Annotated in this window: 11 protein-coding genes; 9 read left to right on the top strand and 2 right to left on the bottom strand. The window is 50.0% G+C overall.

Features of this window, described 5'->3' with window-relative positions:
• Positions 1-9: 9 nt before the first annotated feature.
• From recC to KW844_RS11125, 3 genes are all read left to right on the top strand, one after another.
• Positions 10-3,213, top strand: coding sequence for an exodeoxyribonuclease V subunit gamma (gene recC / locus KW844_RS11135; protein WP_218376804.1), 3,204 nt, complete (start codon positions 10-12; stop codon positions 3,211-3,213).
• The gene (gene recB / locus KW844_RS11130; protein ID WP_218376803.1) at positions 3,213-6,629 is read left to right on the top strand and encodes an exodeoxyribonuclease V subunit beta; all 3,417 of its coding nucleotides are present in this window, start codon (positions 3,213-3,215) and stop codon (positions 6,627-6,629) included. Before recC ends, recB begins: the two co-directional genes overlap by 1 nt.
• 113 nt (positions 6,630-6,742) lie before the next feature.
• Entirely contained in the window at positions 6,743-7,540 is a 798-nt protein-coding gene (locus KW844_RS11125; protein ID WP_218376802.1) for an SDR family NAD(P)-dependent oxidoreductase, read from the top strand.
• Here KW844_RS11125 and KW844_RS11120 read toward each other — a convergent pair.
• Together KW844_RS11120 and KW844_RS11115 are read right to left on the bottom strand one after the other, a co-directional pair.
• Positions 7,527-7,964, bottom strand: coding sequence for a MarR family winged helix-turn-helix transcriptional regulator (locus KW844_RS11120; protein WP_218376801.1), 438 nt, complete (start codon positions 7,962-7,964; stop codon positions 7,527-7,529). The genes KW844_RS11125 and KW844_RS11120 overlap by 14 nt on opposite strands.
• Positions 7,961-8,467 (bottom strand): GNAT family N-acetyltransferase, encoded by a 507-nt coding sequence (locus KW844_RS11115; protein ID WP_218376800.1) that lies wholly within the window; start codon positions 8,465-8,467, stop codon positions 7,961-7,963. Before KW844_RS11115 ends, KW844_RS11120 begins: the two co-directional genes overlap by 4 nt.
• 96 nt (positions 8,468-8,563) lie before the next feature.
• Between KW844_RS11115 and KW844_RS11110 the strand changes: the two genes are divergently transcribed.
• The 6 genes from KW844_RS11110 to KW844_RS11085 all read left to right on the top strand — a co-directional run bounded on the left by KW844_RS11110 (position 8,564) and on the right by KW844_RS11085 (position 24,854).
• Positions 8,564-9,112, top strand: a complete 549-nt coding sequence (locus KW844_RS11110; RefSeq protein ID WP_218376799.1) for a hypothetical protein — start codon at positions 8,564-8,566, stop codon at positions 9,110-9,112.
• Between the two features lie 274 nt (positions 9,113-9,386).
• Positions 9,387-10,379, top strand: a complete 993-nt coding sequence (locus tag KW844_RS11105) for a hypothetical protein (protein ID WP_218376798.1) — start codon at positions 9,387-9,389, stop codon at positions 10,377-10,379.
• A gap of 38 nt (positions 10,380-10,417) precedes the next feature.
• The gene (locus tag KW844_RS11100) at positions 10,418-12,532 is read left to right on the top strand and encodes a hypothetical protein (RefSeq protein WP_218376797.1); all 2,115 of its coding nucleotides are present in this window, start codon (positions 10,418-10,420) and stop codon (positions 12,530-12,532) included.
• A gap of 9 nt (positions 12,533-12,541) precedes the next feature.
• Positions 12,542-15,937, top strand: coding sequence for a DUF6603 domain-containing protein (locus KW844_RS11095; RefSeq protein WP_218376796.1), 3,396 nt, complete (start codon positions 12,542-12,544; stop codon positions 15,935-15,937).
• The gene (locus tag KW844_RS11090) at positions 15,934-19,284 is read left to right on the top strand and encodes a hypothetical protein (protein WP_218376795.1); all 3,351 of its coding nucleotides are present in this window, start codon (positions 15,934-15,936) and stop codon (positions 19,282-19,284) included. The genes KW844_RS11095 and KW844_RS11090 overlap by 4 nt, the downstream gene beginning before the upstream one ends.
• A gap of 11 nt (positions 19,285-19,295) precedes the next feature.
• Positions 19,296-24,854, top strand: coding sequence for a hypothetical protein (locus KW844_RS11085; protein WP_218376794.1), 5,559 nt, complete (start codon positions 19,296-19,298; stop codon positions 24,852-24,854).
• Position 24,855 lies beyond the last annotated feature (1 nt).

Genomic DNA, 24,855 nt, shown 5'->3' with positions numbered 1-24,855 from the left:
AAAACTACTATGGCATTATATCTGAAGGTTTCTAACGCGTTGAATAGTCTGGCAAAGGGGTTGATCGACGACCTCCGGCATGCCGGCAACGGCGTGTTCGACCCTCACTATATCATTACGCAAACAGAAGGGATGAACAACTGGCTGAAACTGCAACAAGCCCACCGGCAAGGCATTGCAGCCAACTCACGCTTTCTGAAACCCAATGATCTGCTCTTCCACCTCTACATGTGGCTGGGCGGCCCCAGCATCGATGTGATGTCGTCCCAAAACCTCAGCTGGCTCATATTTAAACTGCTGGGCGAAAAAGAATTTACGGCCCAATATCCCGAGGTAGCCAACTACTACCTCGACCATGGCGAAGAAAGCAACCTGAAAAAGATGGTGCTGGCAGAAAAAGTAGCGGATTTGCTCGACCAATACCAGGTGTACCGCCCGGAAATGATACAGGCCTGGAGCCAGGCCGACCCCGCCACCCTCCAAACAGAAGAATGGCAGGAATGGCTGTGGGCAAGGGTAAAACAACTATCCGGGGATGCACTTCCCGATAAAACCCTGATCGGTAACTATATCCTGGATGTTTTGGCAAAAGGCGAGAAACACGGCGTATTGCAGGCAAAAATCCCTGCCGTACACGTATTCGGCCTCTCCATCCTCACCGCCTACCACATAAAAATCCTGCATGAGCTATCCGCCGTGATAGACGTGCATTTTCACATCCTCAACCCCGCCCCTGGCGTATTTTGGTTTGAGGAACGCAATGAAAAGCAGCTGGCACGCTGGCGGGCAAAAGGGCTGCGCGACCTGGAAGAGCAAGCCACCGTTGGTAACGCCCTGCTCACCGGTTGGGGTAAGGTGATCCAAAACAGTTTCCGCCTGTTCTTTGCATATGATAATTTTATCAATGCTTATGAAGAAGTAGGTGTTACTCCGCCCAAACCCACTACCCTGCTGCATAAGATCCAGCACGATATTTTCACCAGCGCCACCGCCAACCGCCACCGGTTAAGCATCAACGACGTACGGGATGGTTCTGTTACCATCAACGCCTGCTATACGCCGGTGCGGGAAGTAGAAGCACTGTACAATTACCTGGTGTACCTCTCCGATCAGCGAAAGGAGTTATTGTCGCCCCGCGACATCGTAGTCATGGTATCAGACATTGATGCCTATGCTCCCTATATCAAAGCCGTATTTAACCACGCGCCGTACAAGTTCCGCTATACCATTGCGGATGAAAGCTATAACGACACCGACAATATATTCAACGCCCTGCAGGCCATCTTAACGCTGGACGAAGAAAACTTCACGGCAGAAACGGTTATGCAGCTGCTGGATTCTTCGTATATCCGTAACCGTTTTAACCTGCAGGACCCGGTACATATCCGCCCTATCATAGAGGCCGCCAACATCCGGTTTGGCATTGATGGTACCCGCGATGATCAGACGCACTATGTAAGCTGGAAGTACGGCATCCAGCGCATCATGTACGGCATCTGCATGAGCGGCGAAGCCGAATATGGCCATGACCTGGAAAGCTTTTTCCCGCTGGACCTCGTGGAAGGAAGGGACGCCTACGATATCATCCGCTTCTGTCACTTTGCAAAAGTGCTGATTGCCGCCATAGAAGGCCGCCGGCAGCTGCGCACCATCACCGAATGGGTGACTTACACCGAGCAATTACTGCACAGCCTGATCTTTGAACAGCAGGATGAAACAGACGAGGACTATGCTTCCCTGATCAAGCAGCTCACCGACTTCAACATATTACACGAATACATGGAAGATACCATCCCGTTCAATGTATTTGTGCATAGCCTCCTCCATGTAATCAGCGGCGCTACGCGTACCAGCCTGTTTGCCAACGGTGGTATCACTTTCTGCTCGCTGATTCCCATGCGCTCCATTCCGTTTAAGGTAGTGGCGCTGCTGGGCCTGAACCATGATAAATTTCCGCGAAAAGAGAATAAATCCGGATTCGATATTATGTCGAAACAGCCGCAGCGTGGCGACCGTAACATCCGGGAAAATGACAAGCACCTGTTCCTGGAAACCATCATCTCCGCACAGGAGTACCTGTACATCAGCTACGTGGGCCGCAGTGTGAAGGATAACACGAGCATTCCCCCGTCGGCCATGGTAGACGAGCTGCTGGATTATATTGAATCCGGCGCTAAGGACACCACGGGCACCATTCGCAAAGCGATGGTTACCCATCAACCTTTACAAGAATTCAGCAGAAAATATAATCAGCCGGCAACAGGACTTTACAGCTATCTTAACACGAATGCCGGAGCGAGCTATCCGTTTATCAATCCACATAAGAAGGTGGAAATGCCAATGATGGAAGATTTCACGCTCGATATGCTCATCGGACTTTTTAGAGATCCATTTAAAGCATACTATAACAAAGTTTTAGGCATCTATCTCAATGATAATAATTTGCTGCTAAATGAAACTGAGATATTCAACTTATCCAACTTACAGGAATGGAAGTTGAAAAACACCTTACTACCCGCTCAGAACGTTTCAGCTAATACACAATCAACTTTAGTTAAAAAAGGTTCCCTTCCACTGAGCAATATGGCATTTGTCTCTATGCGGAAGCTCGAAGACGCTGTCCATCCAGTACGCGCCTTACAAAAGGAATACATTGCCGGTAAAATGCCAAAGCGGCTAGATTTCGACCTTCTGATTGAAAATGTAATAATTAAATGCAGTATAGATGATGTATTTGAAGGTAATCTGGTAAAGGTTTCCTGGTCAAAGAATGAGTTAACTTATTTAATCGAAGCTTATATCACTTATTTAGCAGGTATAGCAGCTGGGGAACTACAAGGCCTCGTGTTTATTTCCGGTATGCAACAAAAGGCATTTGTGGCAAATTCTTTGCCGAGAGAGTCCGCGGTTAAACACCTCGGCAATTTAATAAACCTATATGAACAAGGGATGGTCAAAATACTCCCATTTTATCCTAAAATTAAGGTCGACCCTCAATGCCTGGACAAAATAGATAATAAATTCTTGGCCAAAGAACTTCAAGAATTGACCGACCTTAGTAATGGAAGAAAAAGTGACAAATACCTAAAAGCCGTTTACAATTTGGGATTCTTTGAGCAGGAAGGAATTTGTGATGCTTATAGACAATTGTGTGAACAGGTGATCAAACCGCTGGCAGAAATTTTTCCGGACTACGATTTTAAAAAGAGATAATGACTACAGATAGATATAAAAATTTTGAGGTGACTACAGTGCCAATGGAAGGGAGCAACCTGATAGAGGCCAGTGCGGGCACCGGAAAAACTTACTCTATTGGTATATTGGTATTAAGACTGGTATTGGAGAAACAGATTTCCGTAAAGGAGATCCTGATGGTAACCTTTACCAAAGCCGCTGTAGCAGAGTTGAAAGAGCGCATCCGTAAATTTATGCGGCAGGCGTACCAGGTTAGTTTCGGATTTCCGGTAGACAATGATGACATCATTAACCTGGTGCTGGAGGCCGGTGAAAAATCTGACCCGGAGAGCGTCAACAAGCTGCTGCACGATGCCGTGCTGTTGCTGGATGAGATTTCTGTACTAACCATCCATAGCTTCTGTCAGCAAATACTCAACGAATACGCTTTTGAAACCGACCAGCTCTTTGGTGCCGAAATGGTACCGGATACCAGTCCTATCGTGGAAAGGGAGCTGAATAAATTCTGGCGCAGGCATATCACTACCCTCCATCCGGAACTCCTGCAGCTGATCTGGCAGGAGGATATGCGGGCACGTATGCAAAATGTGCTGGAGCAACACATGAGCGGTAAAAAGTACCTCGGCTACGAGGAAGGCTATACCTACTACATAGGTGCTGCCAAACAGGAAGAATGGCAGCAGGAATACCAGCTGCTGGCTGCTAAGCTTACCGATATCACCACGCAGCTGCACGATTATATTTGCAAACATACCGCCGAACTCACTACCCGGTGTAGTAAAAACACGCATGCCAAAAAAGCGTTTGCGGAAATCATTTCCATACCGGAAGCCTTTGTAGCAGCTATTTATGCAAAGAAAAACTCCTCCAAGCCCCCAGGCTATCTTACGGAACTATTTCCTGAGATCATGGAATACATGGACTTGCAGGAAGCGATAGAAGAGGAAATCAGTAAACTGGTAGCCGGCATTCATCACCGGCTCAACTGCTTCGCCATCAGCGTAGTGGCGGACGGGGTTTATGGCTATATGACCCGCAACAATATCCTTGGCTATGACGACCTGATCACCAACCTCAACAACGCCCTGGTAAAACGGGAAAATCCGGAGCTGGTGGCAAAATTGCAGGAAAAATACAAAGCGGTATTCATCGATGAGTTCCAGGATACAGACCGGTTGCAGTATGAAATCTTTGATCGTGCATTCGGCCAGAACACTACCCTGTTCTACATCGGGGACCCCAAGCAAAGTATTTATGCCTGGCGTAAAGCGGATATATATACGTATTTCAGCGCCCGCAATAATGTACAGCACCTGTACAATATGAACTATAACCGCCGCTCTTCGGAACCGATGATACGGGCTATGAACCAGTTTTTCATGCCTTCGCCCGATTTCGACACCTTCCGTTTCAGCGACGAAAAAGATAGTATCGAGTATATTCACGTGGATAGTCCGGACGATAATAACAAAGGACTGCTCTACAAAGCATCGCAACCGGACATTCCCATTACCATATACGAAGGCAGCAACAAATCAGACATAGCCGCTGCCGTGGCCGCACAAATAGGACATCTGCTGATGGACCCTGACTACCATATCACAGCAGGCGGGCAGTCGCGCGCGATCACCCCTTCCGATATCGGTATCCTCGTAAGAACCGGGAAAGAAGGCGCAGAAGTAAAACAAAAGCTGGCAAAGCTGGGCATTCCGGCTGTATCCATCGACGAAATAAAGATACTGGGCTCCGCAGAAGCGCTGGAAATTTATTACCTGCTGGAAGCCATGGAAACGCCCGACAGGTCCACTATTAACCGGGCGTTGTTATCAGCGCTTACCGGTTTTAGTGTGGACGATATCCTTCACCTCGATGATGAGCTGGTACTGGTATGTTTCGGAAAATACCGGGAACAGGCGGACCGCAACGGCGTGTATACGGCGCTGATGGCCTTCCTGGCCGACTTCGGCGTACGCAACAACCTCATGAAGGACAACAACGGTGAACGCATTCTCACCAACCTGTTACAGGTGATTGAAATCGTACATCAGGTGCAGAGTCGCCGCAACCTGTCCATGCGCGACCTCATCTCCTGGCTCAAACGCGGTATCGACGGGATGTTTGTAGAAGGAGATGAATACACGCAGCGGATGGAGAGTGATGAGGAGGCGGTGAAGATTGTAACGATTCATAAAAGTAAGGGGCTGGCGTATAATATCGTATTTGCGCCCTACCTTGACTTTAACCAGAAAGAAAAACAGGAATTTGTCAGCTTCCGGGACCCGGCCACCGGTGAATATATCAGCACTGAGGGCGACCGGCAAACGGAAGAGCAGCGCCATGCTTACCTGCAACAGCAGGAGCAGGAAAACAGGCGACTGATATATGTGGCCATTACGCGTGCCGTATATAAATGCTATATTTTCAGAAACACTAACTCCCAATTTAAAGAATCCTCTCTGAAAGCGTTTACAACGGAGCTAACCACCTATGGGCGGGATACTACGCTGATTGAATTCGCCATTTCACTCCCCCCCAAACCGGAGCATCATTACCGCAGGTTTAAACAACAGGAAACAACGGCTACGGCTAAACGCGAAGTATCCTTTCACCTGAAGGAGGAATACTGGCGCAAGCTGAGTTACACGATGCTGGCTGCAAAGGCGGAACAGAAGCGGATTCCGCGAGGCGACACCGCCACCGAAGCCTATGATGAATTTATTTTCAACACGCTGCGCCGTGGTGCTAAAACCGGAAACCTGCTGCACTTTATCTTTGAGAACATCAGCTTCTCCGATAACAGCAGATGGGAACACTGGCTACAGGTAGCCATCGAAAAATTTCTGCCTGGTCAGGAGGAAACTTACCAGCCCATGCTGCTGCAACTGGTGCAGCATGTGGTGAAAGCGCCGCTACATACCGGCAACCACAGCTTTCAGCTTTCCTCCGTATCCAAGGATAAGCGCATGGCTGAATTTGAGTTCGACTTCCCCGTGCCGGTGTTCCAGCTCAATGAACTGAACGAGCTCTCTGAAGCAGGGCAGACCGTTAGTATCAAACGATTCGCAGAGCTGGGCGGCCAGGAGCTGGAAGGCATTATGAACGGGAAAATAGATCTCTTCTTTGAACATGATGGCCGGTATTATGTGCTGGACTGGAAATCGAACTACCTGGGGGATCAGCCGGAGGATTATCAGCGGGAGGCGCTGGAGGCAGAAATGAACCATAACAATTACCACCTGCAATATCTGATTTATACGGTGGCCGTGAAAAAGTACCTGGAATCAAGATTGCCGGCGTTTGATTATGAGCGGCAGTTTGGTGGGGTGTTTTATTTGTTTATACGTGGGGTGAGGAATTATGGAGATAACGGAATCTACTATACGAAACCTCCCCTGGAAAAAATATTGCAGCTGGAGAAAATTATCGCCACATAAATCCGGACTTTTCAACAAAGTACATTGAGCCTCTCAACAAAACCGCTTGTTCTTGTTTAACGGACCTTTGCTGTGGTTTGATATCAAACCACCAACAAGTAAACAATTAAACAATGGACATACAATTAAAAGGTAAAAGGGCTTTGGTAACCGGTTCCAGCTCCGGTTTAGGTGAGGCGATTGCAAAAATGCTGGCAAGTGAAGGAGCTACCGTAATAATTCATGGTCGTAACAGCGACCGGGCCAGCCAGGTAGCAGCCGCCATTATACAAGCGGGCGGTGCAGCAGAAATAGCTGTAGGCGACCTTTCCACCAACGAAGGGGCGGATGCTGTAGCAGCAGCAGCACTTCAATCCGGACCGGTTGACATCCTCGTCAACAATGCCGGTGTAACTTCACATAAGTCATGGGGTGAAGCCAGTGCAGAAGACTGGTTAGATATTTACAATTCCAATGTGGTTTCATATGTGCGCATGGTGCAGCGGCTGGTACCGCAAATGAAGAATTCAGGCTGGGGCCGGGTGATTCATATCGGCGGCGGACTTGCGATACAGCCCATCAAGGAGCAGCCTCATTATAACGCAACGCTTGCGGCGCGCCACAATCTTTCCGTATCACTTGCGCGGCAATTGAAGGAAACGGGTATTACCTCCAACATCGTATCGCCGGGTGCGATCATCAATCCGATGGTAGAAGAATGGTTACAAAATGCAGCCCCAAAATTTGGCTGGGGTACTGATCCCGGGGAGATCCGGTATAAAGCCGTACAGGAGCTGATTCCCAATGATACCGGCAGGTTCGGAGAGCCTACTGAAATTGCTGCTGCGGTGACTTATTTATGTAGTCGTTATGCGGATTATATCAGTGGTGCTACCATTCGTGTGGATGGAGGAACAATCAGGAGTCTTTAGTACTGCCTGATAACAATTTTCTGATACCTTCCATGTGCTCCACTAATTGCCTGCGTTCCGCTTTGCTTAAAGCGCTGATGAGTGCTTCAATTTGCTGATGCGAGGCGGCATCGAGGGCATGATAGGCTTTCAAACCCTTGGCCGTCAAGGATATCAGGGACACGCGTGCATCTTCGGCGGATAGTTGTTTTGATATCAACCCATCCTTGGCGAACTGCTTGAGTACTTTGCTCAGGTAGCCTTTATCCATGTCGATTTCCGCCATGATCTGCGAGGCGCTTACGGGTCCCTGCTCATGGATTTCATACAGGATACGGGCTTCCACCAGCGAATAGGGGCTGTTTAACAAGTGATCGTCCAGCAGGCCCAGCACCCTGGTATAATAGCGGTTAAAGTCCCGGAATTTGTCGATTACTTTTTTCATGCTGGCAGGTTAATGAGATCGTAGCGCCGCTCAGTTACAGGTTTATCAAAACTCTCTGACGTACTTTCTTCCGTGAGTTGAAATCCGAATTTATTATACAGGAAGATGGCAGCCTGCTGATCGGCGGTAGTCCACAGGAAGGCATGACGAATTCCATTTTGCTGCATGAAGCCGATGAATTGCTGCATCAGGTATTTCCCGAGGCCAATGCCGCGGTATTCGGGCAGGAAAATAAAGTAGCGCAGCTGCACTTTTTCTGCCCGGTGCTGTGCCACCAGTGAACCGATGATGCGATTGTGATGCGTGCAAATCCATACCTGGTCTTTGGTGGGGTTGTATTCCCTGGCAAAGTCCTTGAGGCCATCGAGCACATACGCTTCAAAGTTAAGCCCGTAGCCGCATTCTCTGGCGTACAGGTCGCCATGAATGTAGGCGATATAGCCTAAATCGCCTGGCTGTAAAGTGTTCCTGATTTGAATATCAGAAAGGCTGATTGTTGACATGTAAAAAATATTTTAGTTGATAAATTCAACTATTTAAAACATAAAAGAACAAATTTTAGTTGAATTTGTCAACTAATTAACATTATAGCTCTAAAGATGAAACAGCAGATTTACCGTATTGCCTCCAGCACCAGTATCTGGCCTTTTGCAGTGCCGATGGTTATCCTATTCCTGGTGATGTCATTTTTGCTCATTCCTCCACTGCAGGTATTGTTAGGCAGCATGCAACTACCGGATACCCGGTTTAATGGGTATGACGCAGGTTATGTGCAGCAGCTGGCGGAGCGGTTACAATCCAGTGGGATAAAAGGATATCTACGATTGGAATGGTACGCCGATATTCCTTTTATTATCCTCTATGTGATCACATTCACTTTGGGCATCGCGAAATTGCTGATGAAGAACGGACTATGGAACAGCGTATGGTATTACAGCTTGTGTTTCCCGGTGCTGGCGGGCATATTTGACCTGGCAGAAAATGCAGGCATCATTTATATGTTGCAAACTAACCGTATCGCGGCTGTAGCACCGGTTGCCTCCTTTTTTACTATTGCGAAAGGATGCTTCCTGCCGCTTACCTTACTCACACTGGTGGTATTATTGGGAATAGCAGCTTACCGAAAAATTGCCGGGCGCTTCTCTTGATACTTTTTTACAGAGAGATTTAAGTGCCCGGTAATCCCGGGCCTCCCTGCAGCGGCAACGCCACCGCAGCGGTTATCATCTCCCTAAAAAAACTATTTCATTTACTCAAAAATTCCATATATATTCGTTAGCGGAATTGCAGCTAACCCCAAAACATTAGCCTATACAATTCCGTTACCATATTTTTAGTTCTGCCCCCAAAAAGATCAAGACGAGCAATGGTTTCGGCCAGAACTTCATTCGTATCGTATTTCTGTAACTGAAACATCACATCATGGCCGTTCGTAAAACTGAAAGCCGTATTCCGGCCGGTTTACAGCCATCGGATCTCGGGCAGGCCTTTGTAGCTCCTGATAACCGTTGCTGCCTTGTTTCCTTCATCCATTCCCCACTGGTACTCAATAGGGAAAATACTTACGTGGTATTGGTGACGGATGCCGCCCTTGCAGGCAACATCAGTAACTATGAATGGACCTTCACCGAAAATGCCAATCCCCCGTCCGTACAAACCACTACAGCAGGAGAAATCGGCTATACCCCAGTTGCCACCGGTGACCTCCAGGTAACCGTGCGCCTCCTGGACGCTGGCAATGCAGAACAGGCCAGTCTTACCCTCTCCCAAAAAATCTTTGAACTCAACCCCGAACTGGAAGCCCTCATCGCTGCCGCAAAAAATGCTGCCGGCGCTGTAGAAGGCAATATAGACGTGGAACGGGAGCTGATAAACGATTTCAACACCTATTACCAGGAAGTGGCCCTGCAAAATGCAGAATCAGGCGAAGGATTTAAACAATTCGTGTTTTCCATGGTATACGACGGCGCCCTGCAACAACCGCCCACAGCGCGTAAACAACGCCTGGGCGATCTGGCCGCAGCCTTAAATGATGACGCCGGCGACTATTCCACCCTGGCCGTTGCCGGGGCAGGCGTGTGCGGCATGCGGCTCTCCTCACTGGCGATGATCGTACCACTGGCAGGGGCCAAATGGCTTACCTGGACCGAGCTCCCCGAAGATGCCAATCAACGCGCCTTCGCAGATCAGCAGCTGCGCGATAACCTCGGTAAACTGGACGAAGACAAACGCATAGACCTCTATAATATCGTTCGGTTTCCTAAAAGTAATATCACCTTCTGTGGTCACCTGATAGAAACCCTGCGTGACAAATACTTCAGCGGCACCAACTTCTCGGATGTGCTCAGCGGCATGTCCGGCACCCGATCCCACTGGATCATGCGCCACTATCGCGAAGGACCGGTAGCCCATTAACGCCCCCTTTGTTCACCGATTAAAGACAACAACATTCCATGTGTAAATCTTCGAAAGGTACAAAAACAGCCAACCCGGCTTTGGAAAAGAAGCGCCAGATTCAACCGGCAACCGACGGTAATGCCGGCGGCGGTGGCGGCAATGGTGGCGGTGGCAGTAGCACAGGTGGTGGCGGCCCTGACCCGGAAGCCAGTGCGCCGGCAGCTATTATGTTTGAGCCAGACTTCGCGCCACAGCTAACTTTCATTGCCAAAGGCGATGACGGTTTTATTAAAATAGCCAATAAATTCCATAAGCAGATAGGTTTGAAGGTCGAGGAAATCGCCTCTATCGAAGAGCTGCTGGAAAAATTATTAGATAAAACTATTACCCAGGAAGGACTGATCAACCGCATGCGCATCGTATCGCACGTATATGTATCGGCTAGTGCGCTGGATGATCCTGCCAATATGAAAATCCCTTTTCTGAAAGGTGGTTCCCGCAATTCACTCAAACGGTTCTTTACCGGTTTTGCCGGCACGTCTATCGACGCGCTGCGGGCCATGATGACGTTTGAATACACCTCCTTTACTGACCTCACTATTTACCTGTGTCAGAATGGTGCATCGGATATCATCCTGTCGGCAAAAAATGCTGCCAGCACAGCCAGTTTTAATAAAATCGCCACAGACCCTTTGGGAGATCCTGTTGATCCAAAGATCACCGATTTCCTGAAGATCTGTATGAGCATGTGGTTAATAAAAACCCTGCCCGTACAACCACACTATGCGGTTTTCAAGCAGGCATATGATATGCTGCTGGCAGATGCAAAGCCTAAACTCGTAGGTGCCCTTACTGCGCAGGACCTCGACACCATACAGAATGCAATTCTGGCAATAGGTCCGGTCACCTATAAAGAGGCCTCTCCCGGCAAACCCGCTGAATTTGCGAGTGACCTTACCAAGGCCATTGCCGTCATTCAAAGTAATACCCTTCGCGCCAACCTGGATAAGGTACGTAAACGCTTTGATAGCAAAAGCCGGATAGATATACGCGGCTGCCAGATAGGCCGGGACCCCGAATTCCTCACCGCAATCCAAACATTCTTCGGCACCGACGCTACCCGCCGCCCCACCGTATCAGGCCCTAAATGGTACCAGCATTTTAACGCCATCGGTTACCGGTCGGTAAAAAACAATGGGAATATCACCACGCTCTACAACAGTGGTATCGCCGGCATGTATACCGCCAATCAACTGCGCGCGTTCCTGGATCAGTGGGCAGATGGCTTTGGTATCAAAGCCAATCACCTCACCTTCTGGCAAACTGCATTCGGCCTGCCGGTACTGGAATTTCTTGCATTGCAATGGCGCACACCATTGCCCGCTACCACCCTGCCAGTTCCACGCCTGCTCAGTCTGGGTACTGCTGCATTCAGCGACTTGCTGACACAACTGGGCGCTGTATTTTACCTTCCTGCCGCTACCCCACTTTCGGCCGGAGATATTACCGGTATCACGCCCTTGTTGCCACAATGTGCTACCTGGAATACCCAGCTCAAAGCGGAAGTACCAGATGCCGCCACAGAAGCAGAACTAAAAGCAACGCTGGCGAATTATAAAGTCATTTACGAAAAAATAGATAAACGCGTAGGCTCCGGCACACCGCCAACAGACGCCCAGCGAATTATCCCTGCCACTGTACCGGCCACACTAACGGTAACGGAAGTACGGGATTTTCAAACGAAGCTGAAACAATTTATCGACACCAACACCAACTCCAGATTGGTAAAAATGAAAACACTGTTAGATGCTGCACTGGCTAAAGTACTGGACGGCCCTGCTAAAATGCGGTATTACCTGGGAATAGGATTGCCCTTCCTCGTGTATAATCCTGCTGCTGCCGCCAATGTGGAAGCTAACCATGTGATTTTAGCTGAGGACAGCGGATCAGCAGCCGCAGGCCGGCAAACAGACGCTGTTAAATTCTGGGCAAGGGTGCAATGGCGAGGCGTTATTCCGGCTGACCTGGGAAAGAATCTCGTGTTTCCCGAAGGGCTTGAAACACCCTGGCTCGTGGAAAAACACCAGGGAGATACCGGCCTTACCATCCCTCCATTTGTAGTAAGCCCCACTCCGGAATACCAGGATAAAATAGTTACGATTAACGCGTAAAATATCAGCATGTCACAGCAAGCATTACAGTCCATACTTACACAGGCAGCGCTGGCCTTATCACCATTGCGGGGCCTCAACACTCCCGAAAAGGCAACGGCCTTTTTTCAGAAGTTGGGCTACAACTTCCCCGGTGGCGCCTTTGGTAATACACTGGGCGCCGCAGCCACACAAGGCCGGGAGCTGGTTACTGCCTTGCAGCAGCTGACCACCGCCAATTCGGAAACCGCCGTGCTGGCCGCCATCGCCAACCTGTTCGTCAAGTTTGGAGCTACCGTACATGCCATAGGAGAACTGCAAACACAACTGCAATCAGGCCCCGGTGCCGGCCTGCCGCATATCGGCGACTTATCTCTCCGGCTTACCGACTATTTCCTGCTCGACTACCTCGATAATAAACTCCCGCAACTGCATGCCACCATGCTGGTGCTGGGCCTGATAGAACATGAAACATCCCCGCAAGCCAATCAATCGCAACGCGTAGTACACTGGGACCGGCTAGGACTATTGTTCAGTGCTCCCCAGCAATTATTTGATGCAGCCTATAAATGGAATTCGGCATTTGATGCACCGAAGTTTTTAGGGCGACTCGAACTGCTCATGCGCGCAGCACAGCTGCCCGGCGGGTTATATCCCCAGGCGGATACCACCCGCACCATGCTCGGCAATACGACGCCTAACCTCCAGGAACTCCGCTTTCCCCTTTTTCAGAAAGGCCTTACCAACGCCACTTACAGCCAGTTTGGACTCACCTTCTCCCCTGCGGATGGCGTGAGCGGCAAAAAGAAAGGGATGGCAGTGCTGCCCTATCTCATGGGCGGTGCCTCGTTTGACTTTGATGTATGCGACCGCGGACAACTCCTGTTTGAGTCTACTGCCGATATAAAAGGTGTAGGCCTGGTCGTTAGACCACCCTTCGATGTGCAGGGCCTGCTCAATCTCGTGAGTGCTTTCCATGCCGCCATCACCATAAAAGAAAAGCCGGAAAAGTCGGCAGAAATGGTACTCATAGGCTCCGCCGGCGGTACCAGGCTGGCCATCCAGGGGTTATCCGCTAAATGGTACCTGGAAAATCCACAGGGTAAACTGGACGTTGGCGTAGAAGGAGAAATACAGGCCATCCGCCTGGTCGTGAAAGGCGGTGAAGGCGACGGCTTCCTCTCCAAAGTATTATCCGCGCTTAATATACAGGCAGAAGCCAATATAGCCATGGGCTTTAGCCTGCTCCACGGCTTTACCATTCGCGGCGGCGCACAGCTGGCCATAGAGTTGGCCGTGCATATCGACCTCGGACCACTTTCCATCAATAGTCTGCGCCTCACCCTCAAACCCACCGGTGAACAAATAGGACTGGATGCCGGCGTGGTATTGAAACTGGCCTTAGGCCCGCTGACAGCCACCGTAGAAAACATCGGGTTATCCGCCGCCCTGCAATTCAAAAAAGGGAACCTTGGCCCCGCTAACCTGGACGTAGGCTTTAAGCCACCAAATGGTGTAGGACTGGCCATCGACGCGGGCGTGGTGAAAGGTGGCGGCTACCTCTACTTTGATTTCGACCGGGAAGAATATGCCGGTGCACTGGAACTCACCTTTAGTGAAATCGTGTCGCTCAAAGCCATCGGTATCATCACCACCAAAATGCCCGACGGCAGCAAAGGCTTCTCCCTGCTCATCATTATATCAGCGGAATTTGGCACCGGCTTGCAACTGGGTTTTGGCTTCGTTCTCCTGGGCGTAGGCGGCCTCTTGGGACTGAACCGCACCATGAAATTACAGGCCCTCGCCGATGGCGTGCGCACCGGTGGTATCAACGGTATCATGTTCCCTACCAACATCGTTGAAAACGCACCGCGCATCATCAGCGACCTGAGAAACTTTTTCCCGCCGGAAGAAGGAAAATTCCTTATCGGCCCCATGGCCAAACTAGGCTGGGGAACACCGGCACTCATCAGTGTTTCACTGGGCATCATCATAGAAATCCCCGGTAATATCGCTATCCTAGGTATCCTGAAAGTGGCGCTGCCAGTGGAAGATGCGGCATTGATTGTTTTGCAGATCAACTTCATCGGCGCTATAGAATTTGATAAAAGCAGATTATGGTTTTTCGCCAGCCTGTACGACTCCCGCATTCTCTGGATTACTTTACAGGGAGAGATGGGGCTGCTCGTAGCCTGGGGTGATGACGCCAACTTCGTGGTGAGCGTAGGTGGATTCCATCCGGCATTCAACCCGCCACCATTGCCATTCCCAAGCCCGGTAAGACTCTCACTTAACATACTCGATACCAGCTGGGGAAGAATCCGGGTGATGGCCTATTTTGCCGTAACCTCCAACACCGTACAATTTGGCGCGCATGCAGAATTATACTTCGGCTTCAGCGCTTTCAACATAGAAGGAGCCCTCGGATTTGATGCGCTCTTTCAATTCTCGCCTTTCTATTTCATCATCGAAGTTTCACTATCCCTGTCGGTGAAAGTATTTGGCATAGGCCTGTTCAGCGTGCGTGTACGCATGTCGCTCGACGGTCCTACTCCTTACCACGTAAAAGGCACCGGCTCCATCTCTATCCTGTTCTTCGATATTGATGTGGACTTCGAATTCAGCTGGGGCGATAGTGCCAACACCACCCTGCCGCCGGTAGAAGTGATGCCATTGGTGAAAAAAGAATTTGAGAAACTGGAAAACTGGAAGGCACAATTACCGGAAGGTAACAACCTGCTGGTATCCTTGCGCACGATCGATACGAACGCGGAACTGGTACTACATCCTTTGGGGGTGTTACAGGTGAGCCAACGCTTTATTCCGCTGGAACTGCCGCTGGATAAGGTTGGTACGCAAAAACCTGCCGATGCCAGCAAATTCACGGTTACCGCTGATCCGGCAGCCGGGCTGGCTCCGGTGAATAAGCTGAAAGCTCCGTTCGCCATGGCACAGTTCCAGAACATGAGCAACGATCAAAAGCTGGCACGACCATCTTTCGAAAAAGAAAACAGCGGGCTGGAACTCTCTGTAGCAGGGCCTCTACTGAATACCGGCCGGGCAGTAAAGCGTATTGTACGCTATGAACTGATTACGATCGATACCAATTATAAACGTTTTGTGAGAAAGTATTTCCGTGCTATCAGCGGTATACTCTTCCGCCACTTACTCAAAGGAAACGCCACTGCTTTGTCGGCCCTGTCGAAAAAATCGAAAACACAGCTGCAGCCTTTTGAGGATAAAATTAAGGCACAGCAGTCGGGTTACGCCGTGGCTAATCAGTCAGACAATAAAGCCTTCCATGCCACCACTTTCGAAAGTGAGGCGCAGGCCAGGGCTTATATGCAGCAACAGGTGGCCGGCAACCCTAATCTGAAAGATGCCATTCACGTTATTCCCCAGCACGAAATAAATACTGCCGCATGAGTAATATAGCCACATATACTTTCCTGCCATGGATGCGCTCCGGCGTGGCCAACAAAATCAGTAGCGCCGACAAGGACAACAGTGTGCGCATGCGTGCTACCATCGCTATTAAACTGAAAGTAGAAGGTAATAAGCCCGACGGCGGCGTGCTCACGGAACCGGTTACCAAAAACATTCAGTTGTATGGCCCGGGAGATATTATTGGCATTGAAGCCAGGGCCATCATTAAAACAGATCCGCATAACTGGATTACTAATTTTGAGCCGAACTACCTTCCCTACGTTGACTTTTACGACGAAGATTTCCCCTGGCGGTATACGCCGGCGGCACCCGACAACAAAGACCGCCTCAGGCCCTGGATCACGCTGGTAGTGCTGGAAGAAGGGGCTTTTAAAGAAGCTACCAATATCAAGGATAAGCCACTCCCCTATATCTCCGTGGATAAAGCCGCAGAGAAATTCCCACCGGCAGATCAGCTGTGGGCGTGGGCGCACGTGCATGTAAACGAAAGTATGCTGGACAGGATTGTATCACAGCCAGTGGACCGTACCGCGGTGGTAAATAAGCTGAACAGCGTACTAAAAAGTGATCCGGATCATGCCAATGCACGCCTGTTATGTCCGATTAAGTTAAAAGAGAATACAGCCTATCATGCGTTTATCATCCCCACCTTCGAAACCGGCCGCCTGGCGGGGCTCGGGGCGGACATGAAAGAGGACAGCATACCGGCTGCCATTTATGCTACGATGTCGGCCTGGGCCGACTACAGCGGCCGCCCGGAAACCGCCAGCTTTCCCTACTACTACCGCTGGCATTTCCGCACCGGCAGTAAAGGTGATTTCGAATACCTTGTGCGATTATTAAAGCCTAATCCGGTAGATAACCGCGTAGGCCGCCGGGATATGGATACCCAGGTACCGGGCAGTAATATCCATGGCATTCCTGGGCTGGGCGGCATATTGCGCCTGGGTGGCGCCTTGCAGGTGCCCTTCAGCACCATGCTGCCGGCAGACAAAGCCGAGGTTTTGAAATACAACAACTGGGACCATCCCGGTTATCCCCATGCTTTTCAGCATGACCTGGCCCAGTTCATCAATCTCGCGGACGACTATACGAAAAATACCTCCAAGGACGCTAACGGCAACACCACGCTGGAAAACGTACAAGACGATGTGGACCCGCTGATTACAGCACCTTTATACGGCCGCTGGCATGCACTCACCGATCGCCTGCTGTATAAACCGGATGGCAGCAATGCCCCGCAAAATCAGAACTGGATTCACCAGCTGAACCTGGACCCGCGCTGGCGTGTGGCCGCCGGCTTTGGCACCAAGGTGATACAGACCAGGCAGGAAGACTATATGAGCGCCGCCTGGCAACAGGTAGGCGATATCCTGGAAGCCAACCGCCGCCTGCGTTTCGGACGGTTCGCCCAAAAGACCTCATACAGCTGGTATGAGCAACATATTGCTACGCTCATCAACAACAGACCGGATAAGGCATTGCAGTTTACCGCCCCCCTGCAAAAACGTGTACTCGCTAATAATGTGACTGCCTACCACCAGGTCGACAAAAGCGTATTATCACGATCACTAACAGCAACGACCATACGAAAAATACTACGCCCTGGCGGCCGGGTGATGCAACTGCATCCCTTCAGTGTGACCGCCAACGGTGATAACCTGCTCACGCGGGTAAACAGCGGGGACGTGCCGCTGGTAACACCCAAAATTGATCCGCCGGCATTGCCTGGCCCTTCACAACTGGCCGATGCCGTGCAACCCGCCACCAAGCTCCCACCATGGCTGGTGAGCATCCTGAAGAAATGTAAAAAATGGCGTATAGGCGTGATCGTGCTGATACTGATTTTACTGCTGATCATGCTGTTTAGCGGATTTGCTCCCGTTATCACCACCCTCGCCGGTATTGGTATTGTGGCCTTGATCTTATTTTGGATTTTAGCCAGCAAATGGGAAGAAGGTAAAGCCGGCGCTGATTCCATTCGACCGGAAAACCAGACACCGGAATCCGTGGAAGACATGCCCAAACAACCTGATTTTGAAGTAACGCTGCCGGGCGATAATACCGTATTCACCCCCGGTACTACAGATAGTGCAGAAGCCGGCAGTTACAAGGAAGCGATGATAGACGCCGCCATCCTCATGCAGGGCAACGTGGAAGCAGGTAAAATCCCCACCAGGCCTAAGCTGGACCTGCCCGTGCTGGCGGATACCATATTCAAAGCCATTGATCCCGAAATTACTATTCCGGCGCTGATCTTCAGCGGCATCAGTATTCCTGAACGAATCCGCATCCGCATGGTAGAGCTGTTTGATGAAGTAATGGCCTATCCTGTCATCGATGTACCTATGTACAAACCGCTGACGGATATATCTTCCGAGCTCTTTTTGCCCAACATCAATCTCATCTCCCAAAATACCATATCCCTGCTGGAAACCAACCAGCCGTTTATAGAAGCCTATATGGTGGGCGTGAACCATGAGTTTGTGCGCGAGCTTGTATGGCGCGAATATCCTACGGATAACCGGGCGAGCAGCTTCCGTCAGTTCTGGGATGTGAGTACTTTCCTGAATGTGGACGACGCACTGAACAGCGAGCAACTGAAGGAAAAACTGCGGGATATACCACCACTGCATATGTGGTCACGCAACTCTAAAATAGGTACCCACGACAACCGCGAGGCCAATGGCCCCCAGGAAGAAGACCTGGTACTGGTGATTCGTGGAGAATTGCTGAAAAAATATCCCAACGCCGTTATCTATGCCCAGAAAGCGCAGTGGCAGCTGAATGAGGATGGTACGATTAATAATAAAGTAGAAAGGATATTGGTGCCGTTATCGCCATCAGAAGAAGATAAACCGCCGTTGAGCAAAGTGAAAACACCCTTGTACGAAGCAAAAGTATCTCCCGATATCCATTTCTTCGGATTCGACCTTACGGCAGCCGTGGCTAAAGGCAGCGATGGCACCAAGCCGGAAGACATCAACAATGCCGGCTGGTTTTTCTGCATCAAGGAAAGGCCGGGTGAATGCCGCTTTGGATTGGATATCGACACAGACAAAACCCCGAATGTATGGAACGACCTGGGATGGGAAAGTTTACTGCCAGGCGCCAAAGGCGGCGAAATGATACAGATTAATAAGAGTCTGGCACTTACTGCACCAGAGGCTGCCAGCGAAGGCGAAAAAATGGAGCAGTATAACGATGACATCAACGTGAACTGGAATACAGAAATGAGCGCCGCAGAAGTGGCCTACGTCCTATACCAGGTGCCGGTGCTGGTGGCAGTACATGCGTCTGAAATGTTACCTAAAACATCCGCGTAAAAGAAAAAATCATGGCAGAATTTGATAGCTTAAGACAAGAACTGGATGACGCCCGCAGCAGCCAGTCCGCTGCCCATCAGTCTTTCCTGGACGCAGGTGAACAGCTCAAACGTATTGCAGCCGAAAAACAAAACCTGTTGAGGTCTTATAACGGGAACGACCAAACGCAGCAGGCGCGGCTACATGCACTGGAGAACCAGGAGAAAGCACTGAAAAACAATCTCGGTCAGCTGCAGGAAGAGCTCAACAGCCGTAAGTTGAAAGAAAAAGACCTGTACAAAAAATTCAGTGTATTTACTGATCCCCGTCAGGGAATAACCAAGCTAAACGACGTTTATCCGTTCCTGTTAATGCCGGTGCGGATAGAAACCCGTTTCAAGAAAGTAATGAATGAGCGCCAGGTGCTGACAGATCAGCTGTGGGTCCGCATCTTCCCGGATGATTTCATGATTGATACTTTTGAGGAGACGTTATCTGAAGCAGAGGTAAAAAACGCTGCGTACTATTGGGCCAAGTACTGGGAAGCCGGTGGCCTGGAGAGCATGGAGCGGGCGGCCTGGCGGGTGATGGTAGATGGCTATGGTTCCGGTAGGGCAGGTTACATACTGGATAACTATAAACCGGCCGACCTAACGGGCAAGCCTGTACGTACTGATACCACCGATATTATCCTTGTGATCACTGCGTTCACACTGCCCACCACTAACGCGCAGGATGCCCTAAAAACCTACTGGGAAAGGGTTTGGATAAAATATACCGACCTGGTGGAACAGGAGAGTGCTTTTAATGATCTTGTAGATGTGGTAGGCCCGGATAAAGCAACCGAATATGTAACGAGCTATAAACCTGGAAATATTACCGTACTCCCGCCGGAAGATACTGCCCGGGAAGAGGTGGATGTACAGGTGGTATTTCTGCAACTGCAAAACAGCGGGGACGTTAACACCAAACAGCAATCGTGGTCGCAGGCCCCTAAAGTGTATGTGATGCCGGATCGCTTTGTGGTAACGGGTTACCAGGAAAATAATGTAGGTTTTGAGGTATTGGGAGAACCTATCCCCTCGCCATTGATAGTGGGCCCTGATCCATCCGCCAAACCGGAGGAACAATTCATCCGCAACGGTAATGGCGACCTTACCCTGCACGAGGATATCCGGTGGATGTCCGATTTTGAAGCAGCCATTAAAATAGGATTAGGTTTTAAGATTAATATTACCGCGGACCAGGTGACCCATGGTTTTAGTCGCATCAGCGCCCTGGGTATCCGCATGAGTGGCAGTGCCACCAAAGGGCAGGAACTGCTGGAAACCTTGCTGGAGCACCACCGTGTGAGCAAAAAAGGTTGTATCATTTTACCGCAGGGCACGCCCACCAATAATACAGAGGAGGAAGGTACTGCCCACCGCTACATCGACGATCCCGACGAAAGCTTTGACAACAGAAAGAAAGATCATCTCTTTGATATCACCCCTAAGCTATTGGAAAAAAAGGATGGACAATGGTTGGCGGAAGCACTTGGCATCAATCCGGATGCGTTGCAAAAAATGCTCAACAGCGATCATACCGACCAGATGGAAGCACGCCTCATGAATACCGCCCTGTGGCCCGCTACCCTGGGATACATGATGGAAACCATGATGCACGGCGTGTTTACCGATGAAGACATAGAAGCTACCCGTACTTACTTCAACTGCCATGTATCCGGCCGCAATACTGTACCAGCCATCAAAGTAGGCAAACAGCCCTATGGCATTCTGCCAGTTACCAACTTCTCCAAAATAGGCTGGTTTGATTTGCATACGCCGGTACCTGGCATTGCCGGTACCAATGTAACCGGGATGGTCAATACCGGCAACAGCTATCTGTTACGCCTATACGAAATATTAAAAAAGGTAGATGCCGATTTTCTGAAGTTGCTGCCCGCCGTGTCCTTCGTAGGCAAAACAAAAGAAGACCCCCACCGCGTATTACTCGATGTATTGGGACAAAATGCAGGCACGGTGGAGTTTTACCAGCGACAGGGCCAGAGCAAAGAAGATTTCATGAACCGCTTTAAGCTGGAAGGCATTTTCTCAGAAATCATCGGCGCCCTGCTAGCAGGGGCCTATATCGAAACGGGCATGACGTTGCTGAAGCAGTTAGGCTATAACGGCAGGGTAACACCCGATATCCTCAACAAATTTTTCTGGGAACAGGCTAACAAGCTGAAAGGACCTGTGGTGGATGATCAGCCGTTATCAGAAACTGCACCCATTCGGAAATATGTAACCGGTGCCGATAACAAAAACTATATTCACTGGCTGATCCAGGCAGCTCAAACCTCGCACGACACACTGCGTAAACAGCAGGGTTTCCTGGATAATAAAATACCGGTATCACTGCTGTACCTGGTGCTGCACCATGCACTGGATCTGAGCTATGTGGAAGTGAGCCGCTTCCTGTACCTGCGGTCAGCACTCATCACCCCGGAACGTGCGAAAATATTACAACAGGAACCTCCCTTCATCAACATACAACAAAAGGCACCTGCGTCGGAAAGCAAATACCTCTTCCTCTATCAGCCTGCCGAAAAGATTACGGGCAGCCCTAACCGGCTGCTGGGAGATCATATTCCAAAGCTCATCAAAATGGATGTGGCCACCGAATATCTCGGCGAGCAACTGGATGCACTGGAATGGCTCAAAGATGTGCCTACGGCGCGCCTGGAACGACTCTTCACCGAGCATATCGACTGCTGCAGCTATCGCCTGGATGCCTGGAAAAACGGCCTGGTAAACTACCAGCTGGCTAAAGTACGTGGTCAGCAGCAAGCCGGCAAAGGGATTTATCTGGGAGCCTATGGCTACCTGGAAAATGTAAGGTCTGAAAATAAAGTACTGACACCATTTGTGCCGCAGGGAGAAGAACTGCAACAGATATTCGTAAAAGAAGATCATACACCGATTGTAAAAGATAATACCAATGGCGGCTTCATCCTGGCACCATCGGTGAACCACGCCGTTACCGCTTCCATCCTGCGCAATGGTTATATTGCCAACGGGAACCCTGACTCCTTCCGGATCAACCTTTCTTCGGAGCGGGTTCGTAAAGCATTGTCGGTGATTGAGGGCATACGTGGTGGCCAATCGTTAGGCGCATTGCTGGGCTACTACCTTGAACGCGGACTGCATGACGGTCATCCGGGGGTAGAGCTGGATTATTACATCTACCAGCTGCGTAAAGCATTCCCGCTGGTGGCCAATAAAAACAAGGATACTAAAGTAGATGAAAGCAGTGATATACCTATTGATGCGGTAGAAGCCATCGAAGCAAGGAACGTGGTGGACGGTTTATCACTCATCACCCACATCAAAAAAACAGGACATAGTACTTATCCATTTGGTAAAACCTGGCTGCCGGCGTTTACTACGCCTCAACAGGCCACTGCTATGGCTGCGGAAATAAATAATATCCGCGATATCAATGATGCCATTGCCGATGTAGCCATGTCTGAGAGTGTACACCAGGTAGTGCAGGGAAACTACGAGCGCGGCGCGGCCTCGTTTGATACGTATGCAAAAGGCAACTTCCCTCCTATCCCGGATGTGATACAAACACCACGCAGCGGTATTAACCTCACTCACCGCGTAGGCCTTCACCTGGAAGCGGGGCTGGACGGAACGTTGGAAGTCACACCACGGGCCCAGGCCGAGCCGGCCATCAACAAATGGCTAAAAGGTATTTTACCGGCCACTGATAAAGTTATTTGCCTGGTATCCTACAATGCAGAAGTTGATAAGAAAATTACTGCCGCCGATCTGGGCTTGCAGCCAATAGATATTCTTTACACCGTTAATTTAGACAGTGAACAACAAATGAAGGAGCTGGACGACCGGATCACAGGGCTGGTGATGCAACAACCTGGCATCAGGCCTGATACGATCGTACAGATTAATTACATGAAAGGCCTCAGCGGACATTTCACCTTCTTTGAGCTGGCGCCGCTGCTGAATAGTGCAGCTACCCTATTGCTAAAATCCAGGGCACTAACGGCAACGGATGTATTACTTCCTGCCGCTACCAGCCCTGTTGAGCCAGGGAAGCAACAGCTCAACCCGCAACGCATTCATACCTGGCGTAACGCCCTGCAATCGCTGGTGGACACTCCGTTGAAAAATTTCATAACGCATATGGATACACTGTTGTCGGACATGGTAGCCAACCGCCAGCAGCAGCTTAGTGAAATGGATCAGCTGATGAAAGACTACGCGGCGATTCTTCGTGTTGCCGGCGCTACCGGGCTGCCACAAACAGGCATCGGCTTTATCTATGAAACCAGGCAAACCTTGTTTAATAGCTTGCTCACGAAAATAAATGAACTGGTAGCACGCTGGACCAAAAAATCCGCTGACTTTGACCAGCTGATGACCGACTATGACGCACTACCGCTCACTACCACCGCAACCGAAAAATTCAATCTCCTGGAGCAGGCCAGGGTACTGATTTCCACCGTTGCGCTAACCCTCCCGCCAGATCCGGATACTTATAAAACACAGTTGGCTCCGGTGAAGCAAAGCTTTACGGATAAGCTGAAGGTATTCCAGGACCTGCTCAACATCAATACCGATAAGGTGTTTGACCTGTTGCAGCAAACCACCGCTGCCCTGCCGCTGATTGCCTACGATACCGAGGTGTTTGAAGTGGTAAGTGTGGAAACAGCTGTTATCAATGCGGTAGAAGACTTATCAGTAAAGGCTTTAGCGCTTTCCGCAGACCTGAAAAAACGCCTGCTTAAATCCGGCGATCTGTTGACAGCATCCGCTGCATTACCTGACAGCAAAAAGAAAGTGGACTTGCTGCTGGAAGCTGCTAAACAGTTGTTCCAGGAAGATTTTAAGCTGGTACCGGAATTCACACCCGGCCATACCAGTGCACAGGAATGGGCAAACAGCTATGCCGCGCAAACGGAACTGCTGGCACATAGTCAGGCAACCACTGATTTTCCGGTGGATGATTGGCTGTATGGCATTGCACGCGTGCGGGAACACATGCACCACTGGGAAAACACGGTGATGCTTACCGAGGCATTGGTAAATAAAGAACTAACGTTGCATCCGGTGCAGTTTCCTTACAAAAATGCCGACCATTGGCTGGCATTACCTTACCCGGAAACATACGACATCGAGAGTGAAAGACTGTTATATACCGCGCATTACACCGCCCCGTTTGATGCATCAAAGCCACAGTGCGGGCTGCTGCTGGATGAATGGACCGAATTGATACCGGCAAAAAAGGAAACTGCCGGCATCGCATTTCATTACGACAAACCCAATGCAGAACCTCCGCAGGTGATGCTGCTGGCCATGCCACCGGTGTACACCGGGTCATGGAAATGGAGTGACCTGCAGGAGATCGTTCATGAAACATTTGAAGCAGCTAAACAGCGCGCTATTGAGCCGGATCAATTGGATACTACTAATTACGCACGTTTCCTGCCGGCAGTGGTATCCTCGATGACTGTTCATCCCATTTCGATTTCGCTCAACTACGGGTTCAACAATTCCATTCACGAAATACTTCAAAAGCCCTGAT

Source organism: Chitinophaga sp. sic0106 (assembly GCF_019219075.1).
GTDB lineage: Bacteria > Bacteroidota > Bacteroidia > Chitinophagales > Chitinophagaceae > Chitinophaga.
The sequence above is the reverse complement of the archived record's forward strand: the minus strand, read 5'-3'. Positions and strand labels throughout refer to the sequence as shown.